The 16,507-nt window shown below is 54.9% G+C and carries 18 protein-coding genes; 10 read left to right on the top strand and 8 right to left on the bottom strand.

Features of this window, described 5'->3' with window-relative positions; genetic code table 11:
• The first annotated feature begins 65 nt into the window (after window positions 1-65).
• Entirely contained in the window at window positions 66-224 is a 159-nt protein-coding gene (locus HQL65_16625) for a hypothetical protein (protein ID MBF0137857.1), read from the top strand.
• Between the two features lie 22 nt (window positions 225-246).
• Here HQL65_16625 and HQL65_16620 read toward each other — a convergent pair whose 3' ends face one another.
• Window positions 247-1,092, bottom strand: coding sequence for a tryptophan synthase subunit alpha (locus tag HQL65_16620; GenBank protein MBF0137856.1), 846 nt, complete (start codon window positions 1,090-1,092; stop codon window positions 247-249).
• Entirely contained in the window at window positions 1,089-2,357 is a 1,269-nt protein-coding gene (gene trpB / locus HQL65_16615; GenBank protein ID MBF0137855.1) for a tryptophan synthase subunit beta, read from the bottom strand. Before trpB ends, HQL65_16620 begins: the two co-directional genes overlap by 4 nt.
• A gap of 372 nt (window positions 2,358-2,729) precedes the next feature.
• On the opposite strand from trpB, the gene HQL65_16610 reads away from it, so the two are divergent.
• From HQL65_16610 to HQL65_16600, 3 genes are all read left to right on the top strand, one after another.
• The gene (locus HQL65_16610) at window positions 2,730-2,891 is read left to right on the top strand and encodes a hypothetical protein (protein ID MBF0137854.1); all 162 of its coding nucleotides are present in this window, start codon (window positions 2,730-2,732) and stop codon (window positions 2,889-2,891) included.
• A gap of 234 nt (window positions 2,892-3,125) precedes the next feature.
• A complete protein-coding gene (locus HQL65_16605; protein ID MBF0137853.1) occupies window positions 3,126-3,452 on the top strand; it encodes a hypothetical protein in 327 nt (108 codons plus the stop codon).
• 606 nt (window positions 3,453-4,058) lie between these two features.
• Window positions 4,059-4,778, top strand: coding sequence for a formylglycine-generating enzyme family protein (locus HQL65_16600; GenBank protein ID MBF0137852.1), 720 nt, complete (start codon window positions 4,059-4,061; stop codon window positions 4,776-4,778).
• Between the two features lie 187 nt (window positions 4,779-4,965).
• Here HQL65_16600 and HQL65_16595 read toward each other — a convergent pair whose 3' ends face one another.
• From HQL65_16595 to tsaD, 3 genes are all read right to left on the bottom strand, one after another.
• Window positions 4,966-5,484, bottom strand: coding sequence for a TIGR02646 family protein (locus HQL65_16595; GenBank protein ID MBF0137851.1), 519 nt, complete (start codon window positions 5,482-5,484; stop codon window positions 4,966-4,968).
• A gap of 86 nt (window positions 5,485-5,570) precedes the next feature.
• The gene (locus tag HQL65_16590; protein ID MBF0137850.1) at window positions 5,571-6,812 is read right to left on the bottom strand and encodes an AAA family ATPase; all 1,242 of its coding nucleotides are present in this window, start codon (window positions 6,810-6,812) and stop codon (window positions 5,571-5,573) included.
• A gap of 117 nt (window positions 6,813-6,929) precedes the next feature.
• Window positions 6,930-7,967: a tRNA (adenosine(37)-N6)-threonylcarbamoyltransferase complex transferase subunit TsaD gene (gene tsaD / locus HQL65_16585; protein MBF0137849.1), complete on the bottom strand. Its 1,038-nt coding sequence runs from the start codon at window positions 7,965-7,967 to the stop codon at window positions 6,930-6,932.
• 50 nt (window positions 7,968-8,017) lie between these two features.
• Between tsaD and hemC the strand changes: the two genes are divergently transcribed.
• Both hemC and HQL65_16575 read left to right on the top strand, forming a co-directional pair.
• A complete protein-coding gene (gene hemC / locus HQL65_16580) occupies window positions 8,018-9,034 on the top strand; it encodes a hydroxymethylbilane synthase (GenBank protein ID MBF0137848.1) in 1,017 nt (338 codons plus the stop codon).
• Between the two features lie 64 nt (window positions 9,035-9,098).
• The gene (locus HQL65_16575; GenBank protein MBF0137847.1) at window positions 9,099-9,881 is read left to right on the top strand and encodes a uroporphyrinogen-III synthase; all 783 of its coding nucleotides are present in this window, start codon (window positions 9,099-9,101) and stop codon (window positions 9,879-9,881) included.
• Between the two features lie 209 nt (window positions 9,882-10,090).
• On the opposite strand, the gene HQL65_16570 is transcribed toward HQL65_16575, so the two are convergent.
• Entirely contained in the window at window positions 10,091-11,005 is a 915-nt protein-coding gene (locus HQL65_16570) for an adenylate/guanylate cyclase domain-containing protein (GenBank protein ID MBF0137846.1), read from the bottom strand.
• A gap of 140 nt (window positions 11,006-11,145) precedes the next feature.
• Window positions 11,146-12,000 (bottom strand): serine/threonine-protein phosphatase, encoded by an 855-nt coding sequence (locus HQL65_16565; protein MBF0137845.1) that lies wholly within the window; start codon window positions 11,998-12,000, stop codon window positions 11,146-11,148.
• Window positions 12,001-12,227: 227 nt separating this feature from the next.
• Here HQL65_16565 and hemB point away from each other — a divergent pair, with 227 nt between their 5' ends.
• The 4 genes from hemB to HQL65_16545 are packed head-to-tail and all read left to right on the top strand — an operon-like array spanning window position 12,228 to window position 15,991.
• Window positions 12,228-13,217, top strand: coding sequence for a porphobilinogen synthase (gene hemB, locus HQL65_16560; GenBank protein ID MBF0137844.1), 990 nt, complete (start codon window positions 12,228-12,230; stop codon window positions 13,215-13,217).
• Window positions 13,192-14,274: a tRNA (5-methylaminomethyl-2-thiouridylate)-methyltransferase gene (locus tag HQL65_16555; protein ID MBF0137843.1), complete on the top strand. Its 1,083-nt coding sequence runs from the start codon at window positions 13,192-13,194 to the stop codon at window positions 14,272-14,274. The genes hemB and HQL65_16555 overlap by 26 nt, the downstream gene beginning before the upstream one ends.
• A gap of 25 nt (window positions 14,275-14,299) precedes the next feature.
• Complete coding sequence (locus HQL65_16550; protein MBF0137842.1) at window positions 14,300-15,193, top strand: formylglycine-generating enzyme family protein; 894 nt, start codon at window positions 14,300-14,302, stop codon at window positions 15,191-15,193.
• A gap of 27 nt (window positions 15,194-15,220) precedes the next feature.
• A complete protein-coding gene (locus tag HQL65_16545) occupies window positions 15,221-15,991 on the top strand; it encodes a HesA/MoeB/ThiF family protein (GenBank protein MBF0137841.1) in 771 nt (256 codons plus the stop codon).
• Between the two features lie 118 nt (window positions 15,992-16,109).
• On the opposite strand, the gene HQL65_16540 is transcribed toward HQL65_16545, so the two are convergent.
• Window positions 16,110-16,469: a DUF4351 domain-containing protein gene (locus tag HQL65_16540; protein MBF0137840.1), complete on the bottom strand. Its 360-nt coding sequence runs from the start codon at window positions 16,467-16,469 to the stop codon at window positions 16,110-16,112.
• Between the last annotated feature and the right edge of the window lie 38 nt (window positions 16,470-16,507).

Here is a 16,507-nt window from a genome sequence, read left to right as displayed (position 1 = left end):
GACTGACAAACGAAGATGTGCGTGATCACCTCACGCGCATGGCTGAGTTCAAGGAATTTTTTCCCATGTACGCGCACATGCGTGCCATAGGGGCCATGGCCGGCATCGTGATCGATCAGGATGTGGATCGTCAGGTCATGAATGCGGGGTTTTACCTCATCGTCCAATCGGGTGACACGGTCCAACTGGCCAACGAACCCTCTTTTCAGGCACGGTTCTGGTAAATGACCGATGGTGTCTCTTTTCTCAGGTCCGCAGGTCGGCAAAGAAGCGCCCCACCGCAAAAACCCCTCCAGTACGATGCACTTCCATGGCCGCCGTGCCTACCACGGCAATATCCGCCTTGCCAACAAGGTTTTGCACGTCCTTGGCTGATTTGACCCCAAACCCCAGGGCCAACGGCACGCCAGTGACTGAACGACAACGGTCCAGAAAACCATCGATGGTGTTGTCAAATTCGGTTTGCCGACCCGTGACCCCCTTGCGCGCCACACAATAGCAAAAACCTCTCGCTGCCGCTCCGATGGCTGCCAGACGTGCCTCCGGCGTTGTGGGCGTCATGAGCTGAATCCAATCGACACCCACATCCTGACAAAGAGTTCTGGCCGGTCCGGCCTCTTCCAAGGGCAAATCCGGCACGATCAAGCCATCACCACCCAGAACCTTCGTCTCGCGAATAAAAGCCTCCACGCCATGCGCATGTAATATATTGAAATAGGTCATCAGCAGGAACGGGATCGGATGCTGTCGCACCACTTCACCTAAAAAACCAAGCCCCTCGGCCACCCGGAAACCGCGATCCAAGGCCGCCTGATTGGCCATGGCAATGACCGGTCCATCGGCAATGGGTTCGGAAAAAGGGATTTGCAATTCAATCAAATCCACACCATTGGCCACCATGGCATCGATGACCCGACGATTTTCATCCAGGGAGGGATATCCCAGGACGAGATGCGCCATCAACAAAATGGGTGCCGATCCGGCATGGTGACGTTGGGTCAAGGCGTTGCGGACACGTTTCTCCAATGCGGAAGCTTCACCGGGTCCAGGCAACGGAGCCGCCGCCTGATTTGGGTTGGCAGACAGGGTCATTGGCCACTCTCCTTGCCCTGAAAAATCTGGTTATGTTCATCCCGGCGGGCGTAGTTCTCGGCCTTGGAGCGGATGAAGTGCCGCCAGCCCGGATCATCCAAGGCATCGGCAACGGTAAAAATATCCTTATCGCCACGCCCGGAAAGATTGATGATCACCACGGCATCCGCCGGCAGCTCCGGCAGTTCTTTCAGGGCCTGGGCCACGGCATGACTGGACTCCAGGGCTGGAATGATCCCTTCGGCCCGCATGAGGTGCTTGAGGGCACTCACCACCTCGCTGTCGGTGGCGGCGGCAAAACGAACCCGCCCCTGTGCATGCAAATGGGCCAGGATGGGCGACACCCCGACATAATCGAGTCCTGCCGCCACGGAATGGGTATCCCGCATCTGTCCATCGGCGTTTTGAAGAAAGAAGGTCTTATAGCCATGGGCCACGCCGACCACCCCATCCCCGGCCAGTCGGGCCGCATGCCGGCCACTGGCGAGTCCCTCCCCCCCGGCCTCGACACCTACCAGGGCCACATCTGGATCATTCAGGAAGGCCTGAAAAATTCCCAGGGCATTCGACCCGCCCCCGACACAGGCGTAGACATGCGTCGGCAATGTCCCGGCCTGGGTCAGAATCTGGCGGCGCGCCTCCTCGCCAATGATCGATTGAAACCAGGCCACCATCTCCGGAAAGGGGTGCGCACCACAGGCAGTGCCGAGAAGATAGTGGGTGTCGTCCATGCTGCCGACCCAATCGCGCAGGGCCTCATTGATGGCGTCCTTGAGCGTCCTGGAACCGGAGGTGACCGGCACCACCCTGGCCCCGAGTTGTTCCATCCAGAAGACATTGGGACGTTGCCGCTCGACATCTTCCGCCCCCATGTAAATGACGCACTCCAACCCCATGCGGGCCGCCATGGTGGCCGTTGCCACCCCATGCTGACCGGCACCGGTTTCGGCAATGACCCGGCGCTTGCCCATCCGTTTGACCAGCAACCCCTGCCCCATGACATTGTTGGCCTTGTGGGCACCGGTCTGGTTCAAATCTTCCCGTTTGATGTAGACCCGCCGGCCACCAAATTCGCGGGACAGATTATCCGCCAGGGTGAGCGGCGTGGGACGACCCGAATAATTTTCCATGAGTTGCAGATAGCTTGCCCAAAAAGCCGGATCAGCCCGGGCGGTCTCATAGGCGACTGTCAGACGCCGAAACGTTTCGTGCAATATTTCCGGGATGAACGCCCCGCCAAATGCACCATGATAGCCTTGCGACATACGCCCCATTCCCCTGCCTGTTGGGTGATCCAGACCCGGATTGGCTGTATAAAGCCGACAAGGGAGTTTATCTGCCAGTCGGTTCCGTGCCAAGAAATTAAAAAAAATCCGCCCCACAACCTTCCATGGTTCATGGAGGGTTTTTTGCTTTTTTTGATTTTTACAACCAACCTGAGGTAGAATACAATCATGACAGCCTACAAGAATGACCATGACGCAAACCCCCGGGCCATCAACATGCTTTGGGAAGGCATGAAACAAATCCGCACGGAAAAAGAAGACTTTGGAAAAGCAGTGGCCACCTGGAGACTGCACATGGGGCTGGCAAGGATATCCACCAGACCAGTCTCTTGAAATCTCTGGAGATGTAAGATGAGTATTCTACCCTGGCGTATGGCCGTTGTGATTTTTTTGTCAATTTGGATTTGTTCCACCAATGCACAATCTTTGGATCCAGACGAAATTGAAAAAATCGATTTGTCTGACCCAAAAAATATGGTAAAATCATTCGTTGAGCTTGAATTCAATGGTTAAAATGGGACAAGATATCACTTCGCACAATTCACACCTGAAAGCAAGGAGAGCAAATTAATCAATGAAAAATTTGAAATGTATGCAAAGGAGGAAGGCGATTGTTGCGCACTTCTCCATCAAATTGGACGAGATTTAGATACAGATCATGATCCTACGATTATAGTATAACGTTATAATATTTTATCAATCAATACAAATAAAGATAGCGGAACCGCAGAGATTGAATATGATCGATTGGCATCGACAGTCAAGGTTGAAAATAGAAGAAAAATTTTCATAGATAGAAAAGAACACGATCTGGTAAAATTAAATTTACAAAAAAAAGAGAATCAATGGCACATTATTGATCCACCAACCTGGCGTGTATCCATCGATGTCATTCCAGATGGATATAAAACACTCAAAAAAGAGCATGGATTCATACTTCCGCGCAACCCAAAGGAACGTGCTTATACAAAAATTGATGATTATAGGATTTTGAGTTATCTCAAGGAAAACAAGCAAAAAAAAATCCTTGCCAGGAAATTTGAATCAGGCTCGATGCACCAGGTATTTGACTAAAAACTCATCGGAAATAAACAATAAAATAAATTCTGAACGGCGTCCCTGGCCAAATGAAAAACTGGATTTATCAAATCCGGAACAGGTCGTAAAAACTTTTGCCGAACTTGAATTTAAGGGCACAGGCAATCTGCGCCAACACCTGGCGCACTTCACTCCGGAAAGCGAGGATGTGCAAAAAATTGCCGAAATTGCAAACGAGTGCAGGACCTCTGGCTGCACCGAATGCACCATGGCGGCAAAATATTATGGACAAATCCTGCATCCCCTGCATGATGAATTGATCGTGGTCTCCCGATACAATATTCAGCACATCCAGACCGAAGGTGACCACGGAGTGGCCGAAATCGATTATTATCGTCTGGCCTCCACAAAAATTATTGGATCCGTTCGAAGAATGTTTCCTGATGAAATGGAATACGATCTGGTCAAATTGAATCTGCTCCGAAAAAATGGTCAATGGTTTATCGTGGATCCCCCACCCTGGAGAATATCCATCCAGGAACTCCTCGGTAATTACCAAAATGAATTCAAGAAAGATGTTGGCTTTACCCGCCAGCATGATCCGGAATCGTTCCAGTTTCAATTGGAAGATGACGATCATATATTGAAATATTTCCATGCCGGATTGGTGAATCGCAGCGAATTAAACTCCTGGCTGGAAACTGGCAATCAAGAAGCCGCTCAAAGACGGCAACTGGAAAAAGAAAAAAAAGAGTGGGAGGCCGCAGACAAAGAGTTTCGGGCCAAAGCAGTTCCAAATCTGACAACAACAAAATCCCGCACCTGGCACGACCCGAAAACCGGCATGGAGTTTGTCTGGATACCCGGAGGAACCTTCTGGATGGGTTGCGGTGCGTGGAACGGGTCTCCTGGATCGAGGCCCAGGAGTTTATCCGTCAATTGAACGCCCAGAGTGACGGAAAATATCGCCTGCCAACCGAAGCGGAGTGGAAATATGCCTGTCGTTCAGGAGGACACGATGAGAGGTATGCCGGAGGAGCCGATTTGGCGTCCGTTGCCTGGTATGACGATAACAGTGCCAGCACAACCCACAAGGTGGGCATAAAACAGGCGAACGGTCTTGGTTTGTATGACATGACCGGCAATGTCCGGGAGTGGGTGCAGGATTGGTACGACGAAACAGCCTATGCACATCATGTGCGCCATGATCCGGTAATCCGTGTGGGCAAAAAAATGGTCCAACGCGGGGGTAGTTATGGAGAGAGCAGCAACAGACTCCTGCGCTGTGTCTACCGTGCCTCCAAGGACCCCGTCAATGAAAGCTATACGCGGGATGGGATTCGGCTGGCCAGAATGCCGTAGATGCCTATCCGGTACCTTGCCGTTGCTGTCCTGCCAAACGACATGAGAAATCGACCCCTTGGCGACATACTGCAAAATCCAAACCACCGAATCTGCCTTGGTCAATGCGATTAAAAAAATAAACCCACCGAATTGGAGAGAAGCCGATCAGCCACAATATTGCATCACGACATGATCTTGTTGTTTACTAAACGGAAGCGTAATAAATCCGTATTGCGGTATGAAATTCATAGAATTCCTTCATTCCCTCCCGGTGCAACTCGGCAAGAATTGTCTCCATCGGGTCCATGATGAAGGCCTCGATGGCGGCTTTCCGTAATCTGTTCAGTTTTTCACCATCCAGATTCAACTTTTCGATAGTCATTGTGGCAGCCATATCCTTTTCGTCCGCCGGACATATGGATCCATCCAGCGAATAAAAAAACCTGTTTTCGCACGATGGATCCAGGGGAGAAATCAACAATTCGCTATTGAACCAGCTTCCCTTGCTGTTTCCACAATGCCTGGGTTCATTTCTTGCGAGTTCAAGTTGACATGAACATAACATGTTGCCGTAATCAAGTGCCGACCAGCCAAACTCTTCCTGTGGTCGCAAATGGTCAATATGGCTGTCATCCTCACTGATGCGCCTTTCACAGTAGCAACAAATATATCCCTGCTCCTCCATGAGAGATTTTTTCAGTGGTTTCTTGATGGATGAATGCATTCCATCATATTCAGGCTCCCAATTTTCATTCCTGAGTGCCAGCCAATCGATAAACTCTGGGGGTGGTGACTTCTTGTGGATATATTTCATTGACTGCTTCCCTTGCGCTTGATCAAGATACCCGCCTTGACAAGGTCAGGATCAGAGCCGATGGTTTTCGACAACTCTTGTAGTTTATCCCTGGCATCCGTCAAATTATTGCTGTCAATGGCATCATAAAGGGCACGGAATTGCATCCGAATATCGTCGGGGCGCGTGGGAACCCCCATGATATCCTCATACAGGCTGTCCTGCGTCTGCCCATACGAATCGCTCGGCTGAGTCATGACGATGCCTTCGTTGGATCTTTTCAACAGAAAGATGTTCCCTGGCTTGATATGTGTCAGGATTTGTGTCGAATGCGTCGAAACGATGAATTGGCAGTTTGGAAAAACCTCCACCAACCCGGGCATGATCATGCGCTGCCAGGCAGGATGAAGATGTAGATCAATCTCATCGATCAAAAAAACAGCCTGTGCATTCAGCGGGTCCTGACGCAATGGGTTGGCAATCGCAAGTCTCATAGCCATGTCACCCACCATGGCCATGAGACATTTTTCTCCATCGGAAAGCTGCTCGATGTCCAGTGTTTCCCCCTCCTTTTCAAGAATCATTTTTTGTGGAAAACGACGAATGCGCAGATTCTTGAACCCGGTCAACCTGGTTATGGCGTCACAAACTGAACTGAATTGATGATCCGTGAAATCGCTCTTTCCATCAAGAATCATCCCGTTGACAAACGCTTCTCGTTCCCGGAACCATTCAAAGAATAGTCTGAAGTCACTGCTGCCGTGAATAGCACTTTCAAAACCGGAAAATCTTGTATCGAATACGTGTCGATTTCGAATGCGTTGTGGAATGTCAAGTACGGCCCTGACGACAGAATAAGAAGCGACGACAGGAATGGGTGAAGATTCGTCTTGTTCGATCTTGTCATGAACCAGTTCAATGTATTTCGTCAAATCTGATATCTGATTTCCCTTGGATCCGTCACGAGCCAGGTTCATTTTCCATGAACATAATGAATTCCCCTCATCATTGCTGATTGTAATCTCGACATCAAGGTTATGGACTGCGTTCCGGATATCAAATTCAGAAAACGGAAAGCTCTGTCTTCTATTGTTGTAAACACGATATATCATCAAAGAGAGCATTTTGGCGAGACATGCCAATACAGACGATTTTCCCGAACCATTCATCCCGACGAATATGTTGATGCGTTTTTGAAAATCGATGTCAAGATTGCCGATCCCACGAAAATTTCGCATCTTCAGAGAGCGAACGATCATATCGAATACTCCGCATTTTCATATTTACTTATTGGTCGATCACGATCCTTACCTTACCAACTTTCCTGTCCTTGAGCAATTTTCACGGCATGGCTGCAACCAGACAGACTGCACGTTTCAAATCTGTTGCGACAACTCCGCCAACGGCCAACGGGGACGGGCATTCAAGAACGAATCCGCCTTCATTCCGGAGGCCAGACGCCACAACCCGGCACAGGCAATCATGGCCCCATTGTCGGTACACAAACCGACGGGAGGAAAGAGGACCCGGATACCGGCAGCGGTCGCTTCCCGGGTCAGACGTTCCCGCAATCGTTGATTGGCACCGACGCCACCCGCCACCACGAGCCGGTCGGCACGTGCGGCCCGACAGGCCGCCAGGGATTTCACCACCAAAGGTTCGATCAAGGCCTCTTGAAACGAGGCCGCAATGTCCCGACGACGTTGGGAATCCAGCTCACCGGCCCCCTCACGCTCCAGGAAGGTGCGCAGAGCTGTTTTCAGACCCGAGTAGGAAAAATCATGGCGGGTCCGGTCAAGCAGGGCACGCGGAAAGGCAAAGGCCTGTGAATTGCCATCCCGGGCCAGGGCGGCAATGGCCGGTCCGCCAGGATAGGCCAGACCCAACAGGCGCGCCCCCTTGTCGAAAGCCTCGCCAACCGAATCATCCCGGGTCTGCCCCAACACCTCATAACGGGCAAAAGCCTGGGCATGGACAAGAAGGGTATGGCCGCCGGAAACCAGCAAGGCCACAAATGGAAAAGCAAAATCGGTCACCCCTTCCAGAAAGGGACTCAACAGATGCCCCTCCATGTGATGAATGCCGAGCAAAGGCCGCTCCAAAGCCAAAGCCATGCCCCGGGCCGTCGCCACACCCACCAACAAGGCACCCACCAGACCAGGACCCACGGTCACAGCAATGCCATCCAGATCACTGGCCGCCATCCGGGCCTGGGCCAAAGCCGCAGCCACCACCGGTCCAACATGACGAATATGGGCACGACTGGCCAGTTCCGGCACCACCCCACCATAAGCGGCGTGAATATCCAGTTGCCCGTGAACCACATTGGCCAGAATGGCCACCTCCCGCCCATCGCCCTGGACAATGGCGGCGGCCGTTTCATCACAACTCGTTTCAATTCCCAGGATTCGCATGCTCTTGTCTGACCGACACGCTCCCTTTATGCTGGCGGTGAATTGGTTCAATGGGTTTTTTCATCCTGAAACAAACGCGAGAGGAAGCGACCACTGTGACCATCCATCACTTGCGCATCGGCACCCGGGGCAGTGCCCTGGCTCTCTGGCAGGCCCGTCTGGTGCAGTCTCTCATCCAGGAACAACACCCCACTTTGACAGTGGAACTCGTTTCCATCAAGACCACCGGTGACAAAATTCTCGACGTACCCCTGGCCAAGGTGGGCGGCAAGGGGTTGTTCGTCAAGGAACTGGAAGAGGCCCTGCTGGATGGTCGCGCCGATCTGGCGGTTCACTCCATGAAGGATGTTCCGGCGCAATTTCCGGATGGCCTGATTCTGGGACCGCTCCTGGAACGAGCGGATTCTCGTGATGTGTTGCTGTCGGTGCATTACAGCGGCCTGGCAACCCTGCCACAAGGTGCCCGGGTCGGATCCTCCTCCCTCCGGCGGCGCAGTCAACTCCTGGCCCTGCGACCGGACCTGGACATTCTGCCCCTGCGCGGCAACGTCAATACCCGCATCGAAAAAATGGTCAACGGCGAATATCACGCCATCGTGCTGGCGGCAGCGGGTGTACAACGCCTGCAATTGACCCGGCATGTGGTGGAATATCTGCCTGCCGACCGCATGTTGTCTGCCATTGGTCAGGGGGCCATCGGTATTGAAATGCGCCGCGACGATCCGCAGATTGCCGCCATTCTCGCGCCGTTGAATCACCCACCCACCCGGACATGTGTCCTGGCGGAACGGGCCTTTCTGGCAACCTTGGAAGGGGGGTGCCAGGTGCCGATTGGCGGCCATGCCTGGCTGGAAGGAGAGACCTTGATCCTGGAAGGTATCGTGGCCGGCGTGTCGGGAACCCCCCTGATTCGTGGTCGTCACCAGGGCACCGCCGCCGATCCGGAACAGTTGGGACACACCCTGGCGCAGGAGCTTCTAGACCGGGGAGCGCGGGAAATTTTGCAGGAACTCAATGCCACAGCTTCTCTGGTAACACCTCCTGCCGCTCTCACCTCTGCATCATGATGTCCCAAAACCTGACCAGGTTGACCATTCTGGTTGCCCGACCACAACCCGAGGCCGTTACCCCATGACACCTCTGGATCTGACCGGGCAGACCATTCTGATCACCAGACCGCAACCCGAGGCCGCACATACGGCCAGGCTGGTTGAAGCAGCGGGGGGTGTCCCCCTGTTGGCACCGGCCCTGGTCATGGGTCCGCCCCGGGACCCGGCTCCCCTGCTGGCTGCCATGACCCAACTGGCCAGTTTCACCGGGGTGATTGTCACGAGTGCCCATGGCGCCCAGGCCCTGCTCGACGTTCTGCCGGCGGATGGTCCACGCCCCCCGTTGCACGCTGTCGGCCCCAAAACGGCGGCTGTCTTGCAGCGGAGTGGATATCCGGCCACCATGCCCGCACAACCGGGTGATGCCGCGCTCCTGGCCCAGACCATCCTGGCCCGATATGGACCCGGGGGCCGGTTTTTATTTTTGCGGGCCGAGACAGGCCGGGAAGCCCTGGTCCAGATTCTTGAACAAGCCGGTTGCACTGTCACCCTGGTGGCCGCTTATCGGGCGGATCCCTTGGCACAGGTGCCGGAACCGGTCTTGACAGCCTTGCAGCATGGGGCCATCCACGCCATTCCCTTTTTCAGTGGCCGGTCAGCGGAGTCTTTCATCGATGCCTTACCCTCCCCTGCCCTGCCCTGGTTGAAACAAACCCTGATTGCAGCTCTCAGTCCCGTGACTGCAACGGCCCTGCGCCAGCGCAACATTCCTGTGCATCTGGTAGCAGAACAACCCACCGCTGAAGCCATCCTGGCGGCCATCGCCCGACACCTGAAAGTCCGCAGCCTCGGCAGGAACCATTGACCAACAAACACCCGAGCTGTCCAAATACAAAAAACGTTTGAAAAACTGGGATGGAGGTCCAGGAGGAAGGGCTGTGCCCTTCCTCTTGGCGGGGTTTGGGGCGGAGCCCCAACAAAGTCTTCCACATCTAATTTCTTTGCAAAGTTCAGGGCAACGACCCAGACCTTGGGCTCATTCATGCCGATGCGAACAAAAAACCTGGAACCTGGCTATTTCATGCCAATGACGTAACGGACGGCCATTTCATGACCTGCATGCACCTTTTGACCAAGACCGATGACTCCGTTTTCGGAGAGGCGGCGTTCATCCCGATGCACGAAAGCGGTTTCGCCCTTGTCGGAGGTTACATAGGTACCATTGGTGCTTTGGTCAACGAGCAGGAAGCGATCCCGCCGGAATTCGATGCGGGCGTGAATCCTGGATGCCATGGTATCCGGCACCATGAGATTGTTTTGCTTGCCCCGTCCCATGGTGATGGAACTCAGTTCCTCTCCCACGGCGATATCCTGCCCCTGATAGGTCACGGTCAGGACAATTTTGGGTGCCTGTGTAATCCCGGCTCCGGGGCCGATACCCCCCATGATGGTCAGTTCTTCTTCTTCACCCCAGGTCAGTTCGTAGATATCGACCGGTTTTTGTTTACCCTTGACGGTGGTCGAGATCAGCATGCGACTGTTGACGCGCAGGCCTGGATTCATGTGTTCCAGGGTTTCGCCGGTCGTGATGATCTGGTCGGCCTTGGACTGGGCGGCCATGCGGGCGGCCAGATTGACGGCATCGCCGAAGACATCGGCCCGGGCGGCATCGCTCTCTTCGATCACCTCGCCAAAATGGAAACCGATGCGAATCTTGACAGTCGCCTCGAAGGTATCCGCCTTGGCGGCCAGCTCTTCCTGCATGCGGATGGCGGCCTCTCCGGCATCATCGGCGGTGGGGAAGGTACACATGACCTCATCACCAATGGTCTTCACGACCCGGCCCTGGTACTGTGCCACAATGTTGCTCATGATCTGGATGCAGCGGGAGGTGATTTCCCGAGCCTTGACATCCCCGAGCTGCTCATACAGGCGCGTGCTGCCGGCAATATCGGCGAACATGATGGAAAGCCGTTTATTCTCTCTCACGATGCCTCCTCAAGGATCTTCCGGTCCTCTGTCACATCCTTGTCTTGCCTTGTCATGGTTCAGACCCCAATTGTGCGACAGTATCTGGTACCGATGGCGACCTGACCGGTCTGTTCAGTCCGCATCCGGACGGGTGCGCTTCACGGTGCCGTGATCCAGGCCAGGATCACGGTGATATTGTCTCTGCCGCCCTTTTCCTTGGCCATATCCACCAAACGATTACATACTTCTTGAAGGTTGTCTTCCCGGGCCGTCAACAACACCTTTTCAATGATGCCGTTGGCAAGCATGCCCGTCAACCCGTCGGAACACATCAGGATCAGATCGCCCGGCAGCAGGGAGATGACCCGCACATCCGGGGTGACCTGCTCGACCGGCCCCATGGCTTGCAGGATGACATTCTGGGCGGGAGGTTGTCCCCTGGAGCCAAAATCGAGCCACTGCTGATAGAGGGTATGATCCTGGGTGATGCTTTCGAGATGACCTTGCCGCATCCGGTAGAGACGGCTGTCTCCCACATGGAAAACCACGCCCCGTGTACTGCCGGGGGGTGCCCAGAACCCGACCAGGGTCGAACCCATGCCGGATCCCTCTGGATAGCCACGATCCTGGTTGATGTTGTTGACACGCAGGTTGGTCTGGGCGATGGCCTGGACCACTTTCTGGATGATCTCCTTCTCCTGCTGTTCTGTTTCGTTGGCCAGCTCCTCGGCAACCTCTTCCGGAGAAAGGGTCGTGATATCGCCATCATCGTCGAGTCGTTTGCCATCCGGCAGGACCGGGATGCCTGCCATCGGAAACCTGAGAAGACTCAACATGGATTCGACAACCTGACTGCTGGCCACCTCTCCGGCGTCGTGACCTCCCATGCCATCTGCCACAAGCAGCAGCCCGGACGCCTCATCGATCGAGAAACTGTCCTCATTGAGAGTTCGCACACACCCGACATCCGTGCGGCCCGCAGCTTTCATCCGACTCGCCACCAGTTGCGCCATGCACCCTTCTCCTGAAATCCCTCTTCACTGTTCGCGGGATCACAAACCTGCACCACCGACACGGCCACATAATATCCCGCAGAGGGGACCATTCGGCAACATTATTTCCGAAATCCGGATCAAATGCCATGAACTCTTGCCGGAAACCATCGGGACAGGCATCCTGTCACGAGGTCGTATCTTGCCTCGGCACCCTGAATTTGCATCGCGTGGAGTATCCTTGTTCCATGGACACATTTGCAACCCATCCTCTCTGGCAGCGTCCGCGCCGCCTGCGCCGCACGGAGTCCATTCGGCGCATGGTGCGGGAAACCCGGGTCGAGCCCCGGAATTTGATTCTGCCCCTGTTCGTGATTCCCGGTACGGATCTGCGGCGACCGGTTGCCTCCATGCCCGGAGTGGAACAACGTTCCATCGACCAGACCCTGCCTTTGGCACGCACCGCCCTCGAAGCGGGCCTGGGCGGCATTATTTTGTTCGGCATTCCGGAACACAAGGATTTGTTGGGCGAAGATGCCTGCCGGGAGACCGGCATCGTCCAGCAGGCCATTCGCAGACTCAAAAGCGAACTGCCGGATCTGTACGTGATATCGGATCTCTGTTTCTGCGAATATACCAGCCATGGCCACTGTGGTGTCATTCACCAGGGGGATGTGGACAACGATGCCACGTTGGCAAGACTGGGTCAATCGGCGCTCTCCCATGTTCAGGCCGGTGTGGACATGGTCGCCCCGTCCGGCATGATGGATGGCATGGTGCAGGCCATTCGTCGCGCCCTGGATGGTTCCGGGTATACCCAGACTCCCATCATGTCCTATGCCGCCAAATTTGCCTCGGCCTTTTATGGTCCTTTTCGGGATGCCGCCGAGAGTACGCCACAGTTTGGTGACCGTCGCTCCTATCAGATGGATCCTGCCAACCGGCGGGAGGCCATCCGGGAAGTCACCCTGGATGTGGCCGAAGGGGCCGACATTGTCATGGTCAAACCCGGACTCCCCTACCTCGACATTCTCCGGGAAATGCGCGACCGGTTCGATCTCCCCCTGGCGGTTTACAACGTCAGTGGCGAATATGCCATGGTCAAGGCCGCCGCCGCGCAGGGTTGGATCGATGAAGATCGGATCGTGCTGGAGACCATGACGGCTTTTCGGCGTGCCGGAGCCGACCTGATCCTGACCTATCATGCCTTGCATGCCGCCCGTCTGTTGCAAGGCTAAAGGAGGAGTCTACTCTTTGTCGCGGATTCGTGCCCTCGGTCTGTTGTCGGGTGGTCTGGACAGCACACTCGCTGCCCGCCTGCTCCAGGAACAAGATATCCACGTGGAGTGCGTCAATTTTTATACCGGTTTTTGCATCCAATCCCACACCGGAGCCATCCGCAATCCCAAACCGGGTGCCCCTCCACCACGCCATGATGCCCTGCATGCCGCCAAAAATCTGGGCATCAAGCTGCACATGGTGGACATTTCCGCGCCCTATGTCGAAATTGTGACCCGCCCCCGGTATGGTTATGGCAAAAATCTCAACCCCTGCCTGGACTGCAAGGTGTTCATGGTCAAAAAAGCCATGGAAATCAAGGAAAAACTTGGCTTTCACTTCCTGTTCACGGGCGAGGTGGTCGGACAGCGACCCATGAGCCAGCGCAAAAATACCCTGCCGGTGATTGACCGGGACGGCGGTGCCCATGGCTGGCTGTTGCGACCGCTGTGTGCCTTGCGGCTCCCCGAAACCGAACCGGAAAAACGAGGCATGGTTGACCGGTCCCGTCTGCTGGGGTTTTCTGGACGGACCCGTACCCCACAAATGGATCTTGCCGCCCATTTTGGCATCACCGACTATCCTTCTCCGGCAGGTGGCTGCTGCTTTCTGACCGACGAAAATTATGCCGGTCGTCTGCGCGATCTGTGGCAGACCCGTGGCGACAAGCGGTATACCCTGGATGACATTCTTCTGCTCAAGGCCGGACGGCATCTGCGCCCTGCTCCGGAGTACAAGGTGATCATCGGTCGGGATGAAACCGAAAACAATTTCCTGGCCGGTTTCCGGCATGGCCGCATTGCCATCCAGGCCCCGGACCTGCCTGGTCCCCTGGCCCTGGTGGAAGGGTTGCCGGACAGCGAGGCCTTGACCCGGATTTGCAGTCTGGTGGCCCGGTATGGCAAGGGCCGCCATTTGGAAGCAGTCACCATGGAAATCACCCGGGATGCACAAGTCACCCGGCAAACGGTCAAACCCCTGCCTCCCGAAGCGATCCCTGAATCATGGTACATTTGATCTGCCTTGTCTTGATTTTGCGCGATTGAATATCACGGTCACGGTGTTTTTGTTCCTGCCAATACGGATCATGGTCACAAAATTTTTCTTCCAGTCGATGCAGGGCATGGTGAGCGGGCGCTTGTTGCCGGCAATCCTTTGTCTCTTGTTTTTTCCTGTCGCAACAGGCTGGTCCGAGTCACCCGGTCCCGATGCGTCGCAATCCAGGCCGATCAAGACTTATATCAACAAACTGGGCATGGAGTTTGTCCTGATTCCTGCCGGAGCCTTTTCCATGGGTTCCGACAGAAATTTCGATGCCGAAGCCTTTCCGGATGAAACGCCCGCCCATCGGGTCACCATCAGCAAGCCGTTCTATCTGGGCAAACACGAGGTCACCCAGGCACAATGGGTGGCCCTGATGCAAGACAATCCGAGTAAATTCAAGGCAAAAAACCTTCCGGTCGATCTGGTGGGCTGGTCCGATGTCCAGGAATTCATCCGCCGTTTGAACCTCAGGGAAAAGACCACCACCTACCGCCTGCCAACCGAGGCAGAGTGGGAATATGCCTGTCGGGCCAAGTCCGAAACCTCGCGTTTCTGGGGCAATCGAAGCGACGATATGGGATTGTATGCCTGGTATGACGGCAATTCCCGCAATGAAATGCACCCGGTGGGCCAACTGCGTCCGAATGCCTTTGGTTTATATGACATGCTCGGCAATGTCTGGGAATTTGTGCAGGATGCCTATCACGAACAGGCCTATTCAAAACATGCACCTGTCGATCCTCTCTTCGAAGGCAGCAATGCCAACCGTGTCTATCGGGGCGGTTCGTGGGATGGAACGGCCTGGTATGTGCGTTGTTCCAACCGGGGAGGCATCTCCAGAGAGGAACGCTTTGAAAGCCTGGGATTCCGTGTGGCCAGATCCCGGGAATGACAGAGCGAAGAGACGGAGACCCATGCCGTGAATTTTACCGAAGCCCAATTGGATCGCTACTCCCGCCAGATCATGTTGCGGGAGGTTGGAGGCTCGGGCCAAGCCCGGCTGTTGGCTGCGGAGATGGTCCTGCTCGGGGTGGGTGCCATGGGTTCCGTGGCGGCTCTTTATCTGGCGGGAGCGGGCGTGGGTCATCTCACCCTGATCGATGCGGGCCACGTCACCCCGGCCACGCCTGCCCGGGACATCATCCATACCCGCCAGCACCTCGGCACCCCAAAAGTCGTTTCAGCGGCCCAGGCCCTGCAAGCCTTGAACCCGGACGTGCGCACCACACCCATTGTCACCAACTTGACCGGCGCAGTGTCCGTCTCCCTGCCGGAAATTTGCCACCTGGTTCTGGACTGCGGCAACCATGCCGACACCTCGCATCTGTTGGAAAAGCTTTGCCGCCAGCGAAACATTCCCCTGATCGTCGCCCGATGGAATCCCCGACAGGGAGAGATATACCAGATCCGGCCAGGAGGACCTTGCCTGGCCTGCATGACCCAATCACTCGCGGATTCTGGATATTTTTCCTCCGGAGAAACCGACACCGTTGCAGCCCAGGCCGACGCCTTGGACCACGCCGCGCCGGGATCCATCCTGGCCGGTCTGGTGGCCAGTGTGGCCGCCACCGAGTCCATCAAAACACTCCTGAGCGTGGCGGCTCCCGTGACTCATTCCTGTCTGGTATTCAATGCCAGGAGCGGAGCGTGGGATAATTCCATCACTGTTTCCAGGTCGTCTTGTTGTTGATTTGACGTCAGGAACCTGGCAAAAAAACTTTAATAAATATGATATTGCAGGAGGGGTTTTTCCCCGGCGGAGACAAAGGCCCAAGTGACGACCTCCAAGAACTGGACCCTTTGGTTGCTCAAGGCTCAGCAAATACCTCATGCAACGATTGTGCATCCAATATGCGCAGACACCACTCTTCCAAAGTGGGCTGGTTGGCTTTGGCAATTTTTTCACTGGCCCAGTCAGGAACATGACCAAAGCGACGTTCCAACTGACGTGTGAGCATTTTCGACCTGCCTTTTTTTTCGCCATTTCTCTCGCCTTCCTGACATCCGTCTCGATATTCCTGCACCAGGCGATGTTCAAGTTTTGGCAAAGAAAAAAGCTCCTTGTCCGGTGTTGTGTCCACCAGAAAATCGAGCCACTCCTTCCCAAGTTGTGCAACGTACTCTGGCGTGATCATTTCCATTTCCAGATCTGGCATGGAACTTTTCATTTGCAGTCTCCATAAACCGACGATGATATGACCAAATG

The organism is Magnetococcales bacterium (genome assembly GCA_015228935.1).
Lineage (GTDB): Bacteria > Pseudomonadota > Magnetococcia > Magnetococcales > DC0425bin3 > HA3dbin3.
Note: the sequence above shows the minus strand (reverse complement) of the source record. Positions and strands in the feature narration are given on the sequence as shown.

What these genes read in the sequence shown, in the direction of transcription:
- HQL65_16625 (MBF0137857.1), top strand. Translation starts at nt 66, where the DNA reads ATGTACGCGCACATGCGTGCCATAGGGGCCATGGCCGGCATCGTGATC.
- HQL65_16620 (MBF0137856.1), bottom strand. Translation starts at nt 1,092, where the DNA reads ATGACCCTGTCTGCCAACCCAAATCAGGCGGCGGCTCCGTTGCCTGGA.
- trpB (MBF0137855.1), bottom strand. Translation starts at nt 2,357, where the DNA reads ATGTCGCAAGGCTATCATGGTGCATTTGGCGGGGCGTTCATCCCGGAA.
- HQL65_16610 (MBF0137854.1), top strand. Translation starts at nt 2,730, where the DNA reads ATGAGTATTCTACCCTGGCGTATGGCCGTTGTGATTTTTTTGTCAATT.
- HQL65_16595 (MBF0137851.1), bottom strand. Translation starts at nt 5,484, where the DNA reads ATGCATTCATCCATCAAGAAACCACTGAAAAAATCTCTCATGGAGGAG.
- HQL65_16590 (MBF0137850.1), bottom strand. Translation starts at nt 6,812, where the DNA reads ATGATCGTTCGCTCTCTGAAGATGCGAAATTTTCGTGGGATCGGCAAT.
- tsaD (MBF0137849.1), bottom strand. Translation starts at nt 7,967, where the DNA reads ATGCGAATCCTGGGAATTGAAACGAGTTGTGATGAAACGGCCGCCGCC.
- hemC (MBF0137848.1), top strand. Translation starts at nt 8,018, where the DNA reads ATGGGTTTTTTCATCCTGAAACAAACGCGAGAGGAAGCGACCACTGTG.
- HQL65_16575 (MBF0137847.1), top strand. Translation starts at nt 9,099, where the DNA reads ATGACACCTCTGGATCTGACCGGGCAGACCATTCTGATCACCAGACCG.
- HQL65_16565 (MBF0137845.1), bottom strand. Translation starts at nt 12,000, where the DNA reads ATGGCGCAACTGGTGGCGAGTCGGATGAAAGCTGCGGGCCGCACGGAT.
- hemB (MBF0137844.1), top strand. Translation starts at nt 12,228, where the DNA reads ATGGACACATTTGCAACCCATCCTCTCTGGCAGCGTCCGCGCCGCCTG.
- HQL65_16555 (MBF0137843.1), top strand. Translation starts at nt 13,192, where the DNA reads ATGCCGCCCGTCTGTTGCAAGGCTAAAGGAGGAGTCTACTCTTTGTCG.
- HQL65_16540 (MBF0137840.1), bottom strand. Translation starts at nt 16,469, where the DNA reads ATGAAAAGTTCCATGCCAGATCTGGAAATGGAAATGATCACGCCAGAG.